This is a genomic window from Pseudomonas sp. JUb52, assembly GCF_004341115.1.
In the GTDB taxonomy this organism is placed as follows: domain Bacteria; phylum Pseudomonadota; class Gammaproteobacteria; order Pseudomonadales; family Pseudomonadaceae; genus Chryseomonas; species Chryseomonas oryzihabitans.
Window position 1 is genome coordinate 44,641 of sequence record NZ_SLYS01000013.1, and the last position, 14,052, is coordinate 58,692.

General features: G+C 65.5%; 14 protein-coding genes and 6 tRNA genes. 14 read left to right on the top strand and 6 right to left on the bottom strand.

Annotation, left to right across the window (positions count from 1 at the left end; translation table 11 throughout):
• Positions 1–8 precede the first annotated feature (8 nt).
• A complete protein-coding gene (cprA, locus tag EC839_RS19420) occupies positions 9–1,160 on the bottom strand; it encodes a cationic peptide resistance protein CprA (protein WP_007162891.1) in 1,152 nt (383 codons plus the stop codon).
• Positions 1,161–1,298: 138 nt separating this feature from the next.
• Here cprA and EC839_RS19425 point away from each other — a divergent pair, with 138 nt between their 5' ends.
• From EC839_RS19425 to EC839_RS19480, 13 genes are all read left to right on the top strand, one after another.
• Positions 1,299–1,538, top strand: a complete 240-nt coding sequence (locus EC839_RS19425) for a DUF2789 domain-containing protein (protein ID WP_007162892.1) — start codon at positions 1,299–1,301, stop codon at positions 1,536–1,538.
• 57 nt (positions 1,539–1,595) lie between these two features.
• Positions 1,596–1,727: a hypothetical protein gene (locus tag EC839_RS24645; protein WP_007162893.1), complete on the top strand. Its 132-nt coding sequence runs from the start codon at positions 1,596–1,598 to the stop codon at positions 1,725–1,727.
• A gap of 187 nt (positions 1,728–1,914) precedes the next feature.
• Positions 1,915–2,904 (top strand): DctP family TRAP transporter solute-binding subunit, encoded by a 990-nt coding sequence (locus EC839_RS19430; RefSeq protein ID WP_007162894.1) that lies wholly within the window; start codon positions 1,915–1,917, stop codon positions 2,902–2,904.
• A 72-nt stretch (positions 2,905–2,976) separates the two neighbouring features.
• Positions 2,977–4,098 carry a beta-ketoacyl-ACP synthase III gene (locus tag EC839_RS19435; protein ID WP_007162895.1) on the top strand — a complete coding sequence of 374 codons (1,122 nt, stop codon included), beginning with the start codon at positions 2,977–2,979 and terminating at the stop codon, positions 4,096–4,098.
• A gap of 70 nt (positions 4,099–4,168) precedes the next feature.
• A complete protein-coding gene (locus EC839_RS19440; protein WP_007162896.1) occupies positions 4,169–5,047 on the top strand; it encodes a ParB/Srx family N-terminal domain-containing protein in 879 nt (292 codons plus the stop codon).
• 99 nt (positions 5,048–5,146) lie between these two features.
• A tRNA-Ala gene (locus EC839_RS19445) sits at positions 5,147–5,222 on the top strand.
• 41 nt (positions 5,223–5,263) lie between these two features.
• A tRNA-Glu gene (locus EC839_RS19450) sits at positions 5,264–5,339 on the top strand.
• A 39-nt stretch (positions 5,340–5,378) separates the two neighbouring features.
• A tRNA-Ala gene (locus tag EC839_RS19455) sits at positions 5,379–5,454 on the top strand.
• 34 nt (positions 5,455–5,488) lie between these two features.
• A tRNA-Glu gene (locus EC839_RS19460) sits at positions 5,489–5,564 on the top strand.
• A 40-nt stretch (positions 5,565–5,604) separates the two neighbouring features.
• Positions 5,605–5,680, top strand: a tRNA-Ala gene (locus EC839_RS19465).
• Between the two features lie 34 nt (positions 5,681–5,714).
• Positions 5,715–5,790: transfer RNA gene (locus EC839_RS19470), tRNA-Glu, on the top strand.
• 133 nt (positions 5,791–5,923) lie between these two features.
• Entirely contained in the window at positions 5,924–7,066 is a 1,143-nt protein-coding gene (locus EC839_RS19475) for a GNAT family N-acetyltransferase (RefSeq protein WP_007162733.1), read from the top strand.
• Positions 7,060–7,389 carry a YnfA family protein gene (locus EC839_RS19480; RefSeq protein ID WP_007162734.1) on the top strand — a complete coding sequence of 110 codons (330 nt, stop codon included), beginning with the start codon at positions 7,060–7,062 and terminating at the stop codon, positions 7,387–7,389. The genes EC839_RS19475 and EC839_RS19480 overlap by 7 nt, the downstream gene beginning before the upstream one ends.
• A gap of 15 nt (positions 7,390–7,404) precedes the next feature.
• Here EC839_RS19480 and EC839_RS19485 read toward each other — a convergent pair whose 3' ends face one another.
• From EC839_RS19485 to EC839_RS19500, 4 genes are read right to left on the bottom strand one after another with little or no spacing between them, the layout of a single operon-like run.
• Positions 7,405–7,635, bottom strand: coding sequence for a YheU family protein (locus EC839_RS19485; protein ID WP_007162735.1), 231 nt, complete (start codon positions 7,633–7,635; stop codon positions 7,405–7,407).
• Between the two features lie 54 nt (positions 7,636–7,689).
• Positions 7,690–8,877, bottom strand: coding sequence for an osmoprotectant NAGGN system M42 family peptidase (locus tag EC839_RS19490; protein ID WP_007162736.1), 1,188 nt, complete (start codon positions 8,875–8,877; stop codon positions 7,690–7,692).
• Positions 8,874–10,613, bottom strand: a complete 1,740-nt coding sequence (gene ngg / locus EC839_RS19495) for an N-acetylglutaminylglutamine synthetase (RefSeq protein ID WP_007162737.1) — start codon at positions 10,611–10,613, stop codon at positions 8,874–8,876. The genes EC839_RS19490 and ngg overlap by 4 nt, the downstream gene beginning before the upstream one ends.
• Before the next feature lie 13 nt (positions 10,614–10,626).
• Positions 10,627–12,399 carry an N-acetylglutaminylglutamine amidotransferase gene (locus EC839_RS19500; protein ID WP_007162738.1) on the bottom strand — a complete coding sequence of 591 codons (1,773 nt, stop codon included), beginning with the start codon at positions 12,397–12,399 and terminating at the stop codon, positions 10,627–10,629.
• Between the two features lie 400 nt (positions 12,400–12,799).
• On the opposite strand from EC839_RS19500, the gene EC839_RS19505 reads away from it, so the two are divergent.
• Positions 12,800–13,060: a type B 50S ribosomal protein L31 gene (locus EC839_RS19505; protein ID WP_007162739.1), complete on the top strand. Its 261-nt coding sequence runs from the start codon at positions 12,800–12,802 to the stop codon at positions 13,058–13,060.
• A 23-nt stretch (positions 13,061–13,083) separates the two neighbouring features.
• Here the strand turns inward: EC839_RS19505 and metR are convergent, their stop codons facing one another.
• A complete protein-coding gene (metR, locus tag EC839_RS19510; protein ID WP_007162740.1) occupies positions 13,084–14,001 on the bottom strand; it encodes a transcriptional regulator MetR in 918 nt (305 codons plus the stop codon).
• Positions 14,002–14,052: the final 51 nt, after the last annotated feature.

Consider the following 14,052-nt stretch of genomic DNA (forward strand, 5'->3'; position numbering starts at 1 on the left):
CATGGGCCTTACTTGAAGTCCCACTGCATCTGCGCCGGGATGCTGATGTCGCGCGAGGAATGCACGCAGACATCCAGGTAGTCGGTGAAGCGCGGCGGGGCGGCGATGCCTTCGTCCAGCAGACGCTGATTGTCGAACAGGTAGTTCAGATCTGCGAAGCCGCCGTACAGCTTGAGCGCCCGCAGCACCAGCCGCGGATTCGCCGGGCCGATGCGTTCGTTGAAGTCGGCCGCCAGTTCCTTGAGATCGGCGCTGTCCACCTGGCGATAGCGCTCGCCCACCGGGGCATCGCCCATGGCGCCGGCATAGGCCTCGTCGATTTCACCAAAGGTGCAGGCGCCGGCATTGCCCGCCGAGATGTGATACAGGCTGTAGTTCAGCTTCGGCTTGAGGGCCAGTTCCACCAGGGCTTCGGCGCAGTAGTCCACCGGAATGACATCGATCTGCTCGTCGAGGCCACAGGTGAAGCGCTCCAGGGCGAAACCCATGCGGAACACCCAGAAGATGCTGCCTGACGCCTTGCAGCCGGAACGACGGTGACCCACCACGATGGAGGGGCGTGCCACCACCAGCGGCAGCAGCAGCAACTCGTTGCGCAGCTTGAGTTCGATGGCCGCCTTGGAGGCGGTGTAGTCCACCAGTTGCTGCTCCGGCTCGGGGAAGTCCCAGGTCTCGGCGACCGGTGACTGGCGCTGCGGACCGCAGGCCATGGCGGTGCTGACGTGCAGGAAGCGCTTCAGCCGCCGCGACTGGGCGCAGGCCTCGGCCAGGGCGAAGGTGCCTTCGACGTTGACCGGCCAGATCTTCGGATTGCGCGAGAAGGAGGCGACCGCCGCGCAGTTGATGACCTCGTCCAGCGTCTGCAGGAGCGGCTTGGCGGCGTCGATCCAGTGGGTGTCCAGCAGGTCGCCACAGAGGATCTGTTCGGGCCTGAGCAGGGCGGCCAGGCGCTCGTCGACGTCATGCACGCGCAGATTCTGCAGCAGGCGCTCCAGGCCTTCTGCGGGAGTCGCGGCCCGGACCAGGAATCTCAGCCCTTCGACATGGCCCAGCTCCAGCAGGCGCAGGGTGACGGCGCCGCCGAGAAAGCCGGTGGCGCCGGTGACGAGGATACGGCGCGGCGCGGCGGTGAATTGGATGGAAGAGACGGGAAGCGACATGGCGGAGGCCCTGGTTGGCGGAACGTGGGCGTACCTTAAGGGTCGACGCTGAAGGATTTATTAAGGCCGGGGAACCCCTCCAGGCTGGCGTCTTTCTAGATGCCCAGCGTAACGACCGATAACCGCCTGGAGACCCCCATGGAACTTCCCGTTCACGATCTGACGACCCTCTTCGAACAACTGGGCCTGGACTCCGATCCGGCTGCCATCGACGACTTCATCGCCAGTCATTCGCCACTGCCCGATGAGGTCAAGGTGTCCGAGGCCGACTTCTGGTCGCCGGCGCAAAAGGCCTTTCTCAAGGACGAAATCATGGGCGACGCCGACTGGGCGCCGATCGTCGACGAGCTGAACGTCCGTCTGCATAGTCATGACTAATGCTGTAGGGCTGGAGGTCTCCAGCCCTGCCACACCTCTCGTGTCCGGAGATTTGCCATGAACGCCGTCCATGCCCAGCAGCAGCCCAACGATCCGCCCGTCGCCGATGACGAGGACGAGGTCAGCGAAGAGCAACTCGACGAATCCGTCGAGGAAACCTTTCCCGCGAGCGATCCCATCTCGCCCTGATGGATTCTTGGCGCCGTTTCGACGGCGCTGTTCCTACCCCTGATCCGGCTTTCCTGCACTTTCGTCGTGCCGTTTTCCTCCGCTGACCAGCCTTTCCCGCCGCGGCTGCTAAGGTAATCGCGTCGCGCACGCATCGCGACCGGGGTCGCGCAGGCGATCCGATGGATCGTTCAACGCAGGGAATCCCATGATCAAGACCTTTTTCGCCACCCTGGCCGGCTCGCTTATCGCTTTGGCCATGCCCTTCGCCGTGGCCGAACCCATCGTCATCAAGTTCGCCCATGTGGTGACGGACGACACGCCCAAGGGGCGCGGTGCCCTGCAGTTGCAGAAGCTGGTGCAGGAACGCCTGGCGGGTAAGGTCAAGATCGAGGTGTATCCCAACTCCAGCCTGGTAGGCGATGCCGACGAACTGGAGGCGCTGCGCAGCAACAGGGTCCAGCTGCTGGCACCCTCGGTCTCCAAGCTCAATGCCCTGGCCAAGCCGCTCAAGGTCTACGATCTGCCGTTCCTGTTCGACAATATCGAGGCGGTCAAGCGCTTCCAGCGCCGCGACAAGAGTCGCGAACTGCTGGGCAGTCTCGTCACCCACGGCATCACCGGGCTGGCCTATTGGAACAACGGTGGCCGGCAACTCTCGGCCACCCGGGAAATCCACGTTCCCGCCGACCTCAAGGGCCTGAGCTTCCGCGTCGAGTCCTCCGATGTGCTGGCGGCCTACTACCAGCAGCTCGGCGCCCAGGCGGTCAAGCTGCCCTTCGCCCAGGTCTACGACGCCCTGCGCACCGGCAAGGTCCAGGGCGCGGAAAATCCCTGGTCGAACCTGCTGGGGCAGAAGATCAATACCGTGCAGCCCTACATCGTCGAGGACAACCACAGCTTCCTCACCTACATGCTCATCACCAACACCACCTTCTGGAACGGGCTGCCCTTCGAAATCCGCAGCGAGCTGGAGGCCATCCTCGACGAGGTGTCCCAGTCGGTGAATCGCGATGCCGAAGCCATCAACGCCAAGGCACGCGAGCGGGTGGTGGCGGCCAATACCAGCAAGATTCTGGTGCCGACGGCTGCCGAGCGCGAGGCCTGGCGCGCGGCGGTGGCGCCCCTGATCAAGGGGTACGAAAGCGAAGTGGGCAGCGACGTCCTGCGTGCCGCCGAGGCCGCCAATCGGCGCTGAGATTGCACGGGCGTCCACCCCGGATTTGCGGCAAACTGGCACGGCGTCATTTCGACAACAAGAGGAATAGCCGTGCAGCACGCGGTCATCAGCGGTAGTGGGCTCTATACGCCGCCCGAAAGCATTTCCAACGACGAGCTGGTTGCGTCCTTCAACCAGTGGGCAGGCCAATGGAATGCCGAGCATGCCGACGCCATCGCCCAGGGCAGCCTGGCGCCCCAGCCGGAATCCAGCGCCGCCTTCATCGAGAAGGCCTCCGGCATCCGCAGCCGCCATGTGGTCGACAAGGCCGGCATCCTCGATCCGGCGCGCATGGTGCCGCGTATCCCCGAGCGTTCCAACGACGAGCCCTCGATCCTCTGCGAGATGGGCGTTGCCGCGGCACGCGAGGCCCTGGAACGGGCCGGAAGGACGGCCGCCGACATCGACGGCGTCATCGTCGCCTGTTCCAACCTGCAGCGGCCCTATCCGGCGGTGGCCATCGAGGTCCAGGCCGCGCTGGGTATCCAGGGCTACGGCTTCGACATGAACGTCGCCTGCTCCTCGGCGACCTTCGGCCTGCAGACCGCGGCCAACGCCGTGCAGCTGGGCCAGGCGCGGGCGGTATTGGTGATCGATCCGGAGATCTGCACCGGCCACCTGAATTTCCGCGACCGCGACAGCCATTTCATCTTTGGCGATGCGGCCACCGCCTTGGTGGTGGAGCGTGCCGACCAGGCGACCTCGGCGCACCGCTTCGAGATCCTCGGCACCCGGTTGTTCACCCAGTTCTCCAACAACATCCGCAACAACTTCGGCTTTCTCAACCGCGCGGCGGAGGAGGGCATGACCCACCCGGACAAGCTGTTCGTCCAGGAAGGGCGCAAGGTGTTCAAGGAGGTCTGCCCCCTGGTGGCCGAGCTGATCGGCAATCACCTGGCCGAACTGGACATCCCCGTCGAGCGGGTCTCGCGCTTCTGGCTGCACCAGGCCAACCTGGCGATGAATCAGCTCATCGTCAAACGCCTGCTGGGTCGCGAACCCGAGCCCAACGAGGCGCCGGTTATTCTCGACACCTACGGCAACACCAGCTCGGCCGGTTCGGTCATCGCGCTGCACCTGCACCACGAGGATCTGGCCAGCGGCAGCCTGGGCGTGCTCAGCTCCTTTGGCGCGGGCTATTCCATCGGCAGCGTGGTGTTGCGCAAGGTCTGATCGACGGCAGGAGTCTTCCCGGGATGACCGTTGTCGGACCTGGGAAGACCTCTTGAAATAGGAAGACCCCGTGCCGCCAGGAAGCCTGCTCCAGGTGCAACTGCATCAGCTGCGCCCCACCCAGCCCGCGATCGGCCACGACCAGGTGCTGTACAAGCTCGGCAAGTACGCCTGCGACCGGCGCAAGCTGTTCGACGACTACTGCGAAGCCAACGGCCAGCACCTGAGTGGTGGCTTCCAGCCGAGCACCAGTCTGCGCTCGGCCGGCGACGCCCTCGGGGTACGGCCGCCGGGTAGCTGTCCGGATGAAATGAAGACCGTCGTCATAGGTCCGGGGCGGCAGCTCTATCTCACCGACGGCCACCACACCTTTTCCGCCTTCTGGGAGCACCCCGGTGGCGGCCCCGAGACCCCGGTGTGGGTCAGGGTCACCGACGATTTCAGCGACGCCGCGAGCATGGCCGACTTCTGGATCCGCCTGCTCGACGAGCGCAAGGCCTGGCTCAAGGATCCCCAGGGCCGGCCGATCCTGCCCGAGCAGCTGCCGCCGACCCTGGGCCTCTCCGCCATGGCCGACGACCCCTACCGCGCGCTGGTCTATTTCACCCGCCAGATCGGCTACGACAAGCCGCGGACCCCGGATGGCCGGGTATTGCCGTCGGAATTCCTCGAGTTCTACTGGGCCGAGTGGCTGCGCATGCTGCTGCCGCTGCGGGACTACGATCTCGACGATCGCAAGAGCTACGCCAAGGCGGTGGAGCAGGCCGCCAGGCTGATGGTGGCCAACCCGGGCATGCTGATCGGCAGCTCGGGCCGTACGGCGCTGGATATGGGGGCCTATCGCGCCTTGGACAAGAAGGTCTTGCGCAAGCTCTCCTCCAGCGATGGCAAGTTCACCTACCTGGTGGCCGCCCGCGCCCAGCGTGCGGCCCTGTCCCGGGCGATCTAGTCGGTTTCCGGCTTAAGTGTCTGTTACTAGCAGGTTTTTTTCTTATTGGTGTTGACAGGGGAGGCCGGGCCTCTTAACATGCGCCCCGTCCTGACCGACGGGGCTATAGCTCAGCTGGGAGAGCGCTTGCATGGCATGCAAGAGGTCGACGGTTCGATCCCGTCTAGCTCCACCAAATTTCGGTTTCGCCTTCGGGGGGAATCGATAGAAGGTTTCGTCCCCTTCGTCTAGTGGCCTAGGACACCGCCCTTTCACGGCGGTAACAGGGGTTCGAGTCCCCTAGGGGACGCCATATCAGCCACGTATCCCAGACGTGGCGAACGTTGTACGCGGGGCTATAGCTCAGCTGGGAGAGCGCTTGCATGGCATGCAAGAGGTCGACGGTTCGATCCCGTCTAGCTCCACCAAATTCGCGGTCCGCAAGGACTGCACCAGGGTAACGTCCCCTTCGTCTAGTGGCCTAGGACACCGCCCTTTCACGGCGGTAACAGGGGTTCGAGTCCCCTAGGGGACGCCATATCGGTCACGTATCCCAGACGTGGCAAGATGCTGTACTTGGGGCTATAGCTCAGCTGGGAGAGCGCTTGCATGGCATGCAAGAGGTCGACGGTTCGATCCCGTCTAGCTCCACCAAATTCGCGGTCCGCAAGGGTCGCACCAGGGTAACGTCCCCTTCGTCTAGTGGCCTAGGACACCGCCCTTTCACGGCGGTAACAGGGGTTCGAGTCCCCTAGGGGACGCCACACTCGAAAGAAACCGCCTCACGGCGGTTTTTTTTCGTCCGCACGAAAGCCAGCCGCCAGAGTCTTTCACAGGAGCCGTCCGGCTACTCATCTGTGGTAGACCTGTAGGCCGAGTCCAAGCAAGGGGAGTGGGATGATCGTCGAGTATCTCTACAGCCTGGCCCAGGTGCCTGCCGCCCAGTGGAACGCGCTGCTGGCGGACGACCAGCCCTTTCTGCGCCATGAATTCCTCGCCACCTTGGAAGACAGTGGCAGCCTGGGGCAGGGGACCGGCTGGCAACCGGCGCACCAGATCCTCAAGGATGAACAGGGGCAGCTGCGGGCCGCGATGCCGGCCTATCTCAAGATGCATTCCTATGGCGAATACGTCTTCGACTGGGCCTGGGCCGATGCCTGCCGCCGCGCCGGGATCGACTATTATCCCAAGCTGCTGGCCGCCGTGCCCTTCTCGCCGGTACAGGGCGCGCGCCTGCTGGGCGATCCCACCGCCTGCGCGACCCTGCTGGATGCTACCACCGGCAGCCTGGCCGGCCTGGAGCTCTCCAGCCTGCACGTCAACTTCACCGATCCCAAGGCCGATGCGCTGCTCGAGGATCGCGAGGGCTGGCTGGCGCGGCTTGGCTGCCAGTTCCACTGGCACAACCGCGGCTATGGCGACTACGGCGACTTCCTCGCCGCCCTGACCTCGCGCAAGCGCAAGCAGCTGCGCAAGGAGCGCGACCAGGTCGCCGGCCTGGGGGTGAGCTTCGAATGGCGCCAGGGCGGAGAGTTGAGCGAAGCGGAGTGGGATTTCGTCTATGCCTGCTACGCCAACACCTACGAGGTGCGCGGCCAGGATCCCTATCTGACCCGTGCCTTCTTCAGTCTGCTGGCCGAGCGGCTGCCCGCGGCGATCCGGGTGGTGCTGGTCCGCCAGGGCAGCCGGCCGGTGGCCATGGCCTTCTATCTCAAGGACGGCGATACCCTCTATGGCCGCTACTGGGGCTGCCTGCAGGAATTCGATCAGCTGCATTTCGAGACCTGTTTCTACCAGGGGATCGAATACGCCATCGCCGAAGGGCTGCAGCGCTTCGATGCCGGCGCCCAGGGCGAACACAAGCTGATTCGTGGCTTCGAGCCGACCCTGACGCGTTCCTGGCACTACCTGGTGCATCCGGGCCTGAGAGCGGCGGTGGCGGAGTTTCTCGAGCAGGAGCGCGACGGCGTCCAGGCCTATGCGCGGCGGGCCGCCGAGGCCTTGCCCTATCGCCAGGAGGACGGCGCGGCGCCATGCTGAACTATCTCTGGTTCCTGCTGGCCGCGCTGTTCGAGATCGCCGGCTGCTATGCCTTCTGGCTCTGGCTAAGGCTGGATCGCAGTCCCTGGTGGATAGCCCCCGGACTTGCCAGCCTGGTGCTCTTCGCCCTGTTGCTGACCCGTATCGAGGCAGCCTATGCCGGACGCGCCTATGCGGCCTATGGCGGCATCTATGTGGTGGCTTCGCTGGGCTGGCTGGCGCTGGTCGAGCGCACCCGGCCGACCTGGACGGATCTGGCTGGTGGTCTGCTCTGCGTGGCTGGGGCCCTGGTGATCCTGCTGGCGCCGCGTGGCAGCGCCTGACAGGCGCGAGAGGCGCTAGTCGTCCAGCAGTTCGGGCGGCACGTCGCGGCGCAGCACCAGCTGGCAGAGGGCGCTGTCCGGATCGAAGAGGATCACGGCTTCGCCGGTTTCCAGGGCGCGGCGCGCACGCTGGGTCCGGGTCGCCAGGGGCGTTTCGTCACCGTTGTCGGTACCGTCGCGGGTGACGAAGTCTTCCAGCAGGTTGTCGAGGGTGGCGGCAGCGAGCTGGTCGTGGGGGATGATCATCGAGAGGTGCCTGGAAAAAGGCGCCCAGGATACCCCAGGCGCGTTGATCGAACGCTATTTGCTGCCGTCGCCGACGACCTCCTCCAGCGGCGGCAGATGCGTCTGGTTGTCCATCTGGGTGTCTTCCGGCAGCAACTGGTGGCCGAAGCGGTCGAGCGAGCTGTCGGCCGGCTGGGCATCGCTGTCGAACACCGGCGGGCTGAGCATGTAGCCGGTCAGCAACTGGCTGAGCGCCGCCAGGCTGACGATATGGGTGCGCTCGTAGCCGTGGGTGGCGTCGCAGCCAAAGGCCAACAGGGCCACCCGCACATCCTGGCCGGAACTGATCGCCGAGTGGGCGTCGCTGTAGTAGTAGCGGAACAGGTCACGACGCACCGGGATGTCGTTGCGTTGCGCCAGGCGCAGCAAATGTCGCGACAGGTGATAGTCGTAAGGCCCGGAGGAATCCTGCATGGCCACGCTGACGCGGTGCTCGTCGGAGCGCTGGCCGGGCGCCACGGGGGCGATGTCGATACCGACGAATTCGCTGACGTCCCAGGGCAGGGCACCGGCGGCGCCCGAGCCCACCTCTTCGGTGATGGTGAACAGCGGGTGGCAGTCGATCGGTGGGGTCTGCCCGCTTTCCTTGAGCATCTTCAGGGCGGTGAGCAGGGCGGCGACGCCGGCCTTGTCGTCCAGATGGCGCGAGCTGATGTAGCCGCTGTCGGTGAATTCCGGCAGCGGATCGAAGGCGACGAAGTCGCCGATCTGCACGCCCAGCTGCTCGGTCTCGTGGCGACTCTTGGTCACGGCGTCCAGGCGCAGCTCTATGTGGTCCCAGGTCACCGGCATCTTGTCGATCTCGGTGTTGAAGGCATGGCCGGAGGCGAGCAGGGGCAGCACGCTGCCCCTCAGGGTGCCGTCATCGGTGAACAGGCTGACGCGACTGCCTTCGGCGAAGCGACTCGACCAGTGACCCACGGCCGCCAGGCCCAGGCGACCGTTGTCCTTGATCTCGCGGACGATAGCGCCAATGGTGTCCAGGTGCGCGGAGACGGCCCGGTCCGGACTCTCCTTGTGGCCCTTGATGGTGGCGCGGATGGTGCCGCGACGGGTCAGCTCGAAGGGGATGTCCAGTTCGTTGAGCCGTTCGGCGACGTACATGACGATGGTGTCGGTGAAACCCGTGGGACTGGGGATCGCCAGCATGTCCAGCAGGACCTTGCGCAGGTAATCCAGATCGGGCTCGGGCAAGCGATTCATAGCGGAACCTCCCGGGACAGCGGGAACAGCAGGTCGATGAAGCGTTCGGCGGTGGGACGCGGTTCGTGATTGGCCAGGCCCGGCCGCTCGTTGGCTTCGATGATGACGTAGTCGGGCGCATCGGCGGCGGGCACCAGCAGGTCCATGCCGGTGACCGGAATGTCCAGCGCCCGGGCCGCCTGGACGGCGGCGTCGGCCAGCACTGGATGGAGACTGTCGGTGACGTCCTCGAGGATGCCGCCCGTGTGCAGATTGGCGGTCTTGCGCACGGCCAGGTGGGTGCCGGTCGGCAGGACGCTGTCCCACTCGTAGCCGGCGCTGCGGATGGCGCGTTCGGTTTCCTCGTCCACCGGGATGCGCGACTCGCCGCCGGTGGCGGCCTGGCGCCGACGACTCTGAGCTTCGATCAGGTCCCTGACGCTGTGCTGGCCGTCACCGACGATCTCCGCCGGACGGCGAATGGCGGCGGCCACCACCTCGTGGCCGATGACCACCACGCGCAGGTCGAGACCCTGGTGGAAGCTTTCCAGCAGCACCCGGTCGTCATACCGGCGCGCGGCCTGGATGGCCGCAGCGAGGTGCTCGGCGTCGCGGATGTCCACCGCCACGCCCTTGCCCTGTTCGCCGTTGACCGGCTTCACCACCAGGGCGCCGTGTTTCTCCAGAAAGGCGGCGTTGTCGTCGTCGCTGCCCGCCAGTTGCTGTTCCGGCACCCGCAGCCCGGCCCGGGCCAGGGTACGGCTGGTCAGCACCTTGTCGGCGCAGAGGGTCATGGTCACCGCTGAGGTGAGGTCGGTCAGGGACTCGCGGCAGCGGATACGCCGGTTGCCCTGGATCAGGGTGAAGAGACCGCCCTCGGCGTCATCCACCTGTACCTCGATGCCGCGCCGCAGGGCTTCGTCGACGATGATGCGTGCATAGGGATTGAGCTCGGCTGCCGGCCCCGGACCGAGGAACAGCGTCTGGTTGATGCCGTTCTTGCACTTGATCGCGAAGGTCTGCAGCGGCCGAAAACCCAGCTTGTCGTAGAGTCGCTTGGCCTGCAGGTTGTCATGCAGCACCGACAGGTCGAGAAAGGCCAGGCCACGACTGGCGTAGTGTTCGATCAGATGGCGCACCAGCGCCTCGCCGACGCCGGGTCTGCTGCAGTCCGGGGAGACCGCCAGGCACCAGAGCGAAGAGCCGCCATCCGGGTCCTGGAAGGCCTTGACGTGATTGAGCCCCATCACCGAGCCGATGATGGCGCCGCTGTCGTCGTCCTGCGCCAGCCAGTACACCGGGCCACCCTTGTGCCGCGGGGTCAGTCGCTCGGTGTCGACGGGCAGCATGTGGCGCTGCTGGTAAAGACGGTTTATCTCGCTCCAGTCCTGGGCGGAGCAGGCCCGGCGGATGCGAAAGCCGCGATAGATCCGTCGGGCGGGACGATAGTCGCTGAACCAGATCCGCAGGGTGTCGCTGGGGTCGAGAAACAGCTGTTGCGGCGCCTGGGCCAGCACCTGGTGGGGCGCGGCCACATAGAGGGCGATGTCGCGCTCGCCAGGCGTTTCGGTGAGCAGTTCCTTGGCCAGGCTGGCGGGGTCGGGATAGGTATGGCCGATGAGCAGCCGGCCCCAGCCGCAATGCAGGGAGAGCGGCTGGCAGGTCGGCTGGTCGCCTTCCGCCAGGCGCGCCTGCAGCCGTTCGTAGGAGGGCGTCTGGGCGCGCTGGAGGCGCTGGTTGTAGCTGGTCGCTTTCATGGGGATTCCGCCCTTACAGTCCGTGCTCGCTCAGCCAGAGGTTGAGCGCCGCGAGTTGCCAGAGCTTGGAACCGCGCAGGGGGGTGATGCGGTCGGCCGGATTGGTCAGCAGGCGATCGATCTCGGCGGTCTCGAACAGGCCGCGATCCTGGCTCGGGTCCAGCAGCAGTTCCCGCACCCAGGTCAGGGTGTTGCCTTCCAGGTGCTTGAGGCCCGGCACCGGGAAATAGCCCTTGGGCCGGTCGATGACTTCCTGGGGAATGACCTTGCGCGCCGCCGCCTTGAGCACCTGCTTGCCACCATCGCCCAGCTTGAATTCGGCGGGGATGCGCGCCGACAGCTCGGCCAGGCGATAGTCGAGGAAGGGCACCCGGGCCTCCAGGCCCCAGGCCATGGTCATGTTGTCGACCCGCTTGACCGGGTCGTCCACCAGCATCACGGTGCTGTCCAGGCGCAGGGCCTTGTCGACGCCGGCGTTGGCGCCGGGCTTGGCGAAGTGCTGGCGGACAAAGGCCTCGGCGGCGTCTTCCTCCAGGCGCACGCCGGCCTGCACGGTGGCGGCGTACTGGGCGTAGTCGCGATCGAAGAAGGCGGCGCGGTAGGCGGCGAAGGGATCGGCGGCGCCATGCACCTGGGGATACCAGTGGTAGCCGGCGAAGAGTTCGTCCGCGCCCTGGCCGCTCTGCACCACCTTGCAATGCTTGGAGACCTCCCGCGACAGCAGGTAGAAGGCGATGCAGTCGTGGCTCACCATCGGCTCGCTCATGGCCGAGAAGGCGCGGGGCAGCTGCTGGATGATCTCGTCCTCGGCGATGCGCAACTGGTGGTGGCGGGTGCCGTAGTGATTGGCGATCAGGTCGGAATACTGGAATTCGTCGCCGCGCTCGCCGCCGGCATCTTCGAAGCCGATGGAGAAGGTCAGCAGGTCCTTGACCCCCGAATCGTGCAGCAGGCCGACCAGCAGACTGGAATCCACCCCGCCGGAGAGCAGCACCCCGACCTCGCGCGCCGCCCGCTGGCGGATTGCCACGGCGTCCTTGAGGCCATGCAGGACCCGTTCGGCCCAGTCGTCCAGGGTGTAGCGACGCTCGTCTTCGTGGGGACCGTAGTCCAGGGTCCACCAGGTTTCCTGGTGTTGCTGGCCGGAGGCGTCCACGGTCATCCAGGTCGCCGGCGGCAGCTTCTGCACGCCCTGCAGGATGGTGCGCGGCGCCGGCACCACGGCATGGAAATTCAGGTAGTGGTTGAGGGCGACCGGATCGATGCGGGTGTCGATGTCACCGGCTTCCAACAGTGCGGGCAGGCTGGAGGCGAATCTCAGGCGCTTGTCGGTAAAGGACAGGTACAGCGGCTTGATGCCCAGGCGATCCCGGGCGATGAACAGCCGACCGCTGTCGCGCTCCCAGATGGCGAAGGCGAACATGCCATTGAGCTTGGGCAGCATGGCCTTGCCCCAGGCGTGATAGGCCTTGAGCAGGATCTCGGTATCGCCGCCGGAGTGGAAGCGGTAACCCTTGGCTTCCAGCTCGCTGCGCAATTCCGGGTAGTTGTAGATGGCGCCGTTGAACACCATCGACAGCCCCAGCTCGGGCTCGATCATGGGCTGGCCCGAGGCTTCCGCCAGATCCATGATCTTCAGCCGCCGATGGCCCAGGGCGACCGGCCCCTGGCTATGGAAACCCCAGGCGTCGGGGCCGCGCTGTTCGAGGCGGTGGGTGATGCGCTCCACCGCGCTGATGGATGCAGGTTGACGATCGAAACGAAGCTCTCCGGCGATGCCGCACATGGTGCTGTGCCTCTTGAATCCTTGGGATGCGGCGCGGTGAGTTCAGTCCCGAACCCGGCGTGCGCATCCAATGCGTGTGGACTTCTCGCCATCCTTGAGAAGCCAATGCAGGGGCGCTGTGCGGGATGAACAGGGCAGGGTGGCGGACAGCTCGTCTGTCTGGCGCCGCGGGCCTGAACGCACGCACCGACCGACAGCGGGTCTCAGAGAGGGTGGGGTACCGCCGGTCAGGGCCTCAGGTTACGAGCCCCGGGCGCGGCGGATGGTTCCATTGCAAAGGCCATGGCTGCCGTCACCGTCACAGGCGGGGCTGCAAAAACGACCTTTATATGTTATAATGTATCTTTAATCGGTGCGCAGGAGACATCCCGTCTCGGGCGCCCAGACCAGGAGACGCCTCATGAAACCCGGTATCCATCCCAACTATCGTCCCGTGCTGTTCCACGACACCACCTCGGACACCTACTTCCTGATCCGCTCCACCGCCGAGAGCGACCGTACCCAGGAATACGAAGGCGAGACCTATCCCTACATCAGCCTCGACGTATCCAGCGCCTCGCACCCCATCTACACCGGTGAGCAGCGCCAGATGAAGGTAGAAGGCCGGGTTTCCAGCTTCAACAAGAAGTTCGCCGGCTTCCCGGGCGGCAACAGCAAGTAAGCCCTTGCGAGCAGCGCGCCGGCTCAGCGCGCGCTGCTGACCCCTTCAAGGGTGGCGAAGGAGGTGTCCTTGGCAGTCAGCAGGAAATCCTGCATGAAGGGCGCCTCCAGCATGTCTTCGCGGATCGCTGCATAGAGCGTCGCATACAGCCCTTTCTCGCCCAGCCGCCGTGCGGTCACATAGCCGCGCGAGCTGTACTCGTGGATCGCCCAGTTGGGCAGGCAGCAGACGCCACGCCCCGACGCCACCAGCTGCAGCATCATCACCGTCATTTCCGCCGTGCGCACCGACAGCGGCTCGACATCGGCCGGATCGAGGAAGCGGGTGAAGATATCCAGTCGATCGCGCTCCACCGGATAGGTGATCTGCGTTTCCTGGGCGAGATCCTCGGGGACGATATAGGGCCGTTGCGCCAGCGGATGCTGGTTGGCTACCGCGAGCAGGGCCTCGTAGGTGAACAGCGGCACATAGGTCACCCCCGAGAGGTCCACCGGATCGGCGGTCACCACCAGGTCCAGATCGCCACGGGCCAGCGCCGGCAGGGGCGCGAAGGAAAAGCCGGAGGCCAGGTCCAACTCCACTTCCGGCCAGGAATCACGAAACTGGTCGATGGTCGGCATCAGCCACTGGAAGCAGCTGTGGCATTCGATGGCCATGTGCAGGCGGCCCGCCGTACCCCCGACCAGACGCGCCAGGTCCCGCTCGGCACTGCGCAGGTGCGGCAACACCGCGTCTGCGGTCTGCAGCAGCCGCAGGCCGGCACTGGTGAAGCGAATGGGTTTGGTCTTGCGGATGAACAGCGGGGTACCCAGGCGTTCTTCCAGTTCCTTGAACTGATGGGAGAGGGCGGACTGGGTCAGGTGCAGTCGCTCGGCGGCTTCCACCAGGCTGGAGGATTCACGGAGAGCATGCAGGGTTTTCAGGTGACGAAGTTCGAACATGGCGCTGGCACTGAAGACAAAGGCGCATCATGAAGACTTTTCATGGTGCTG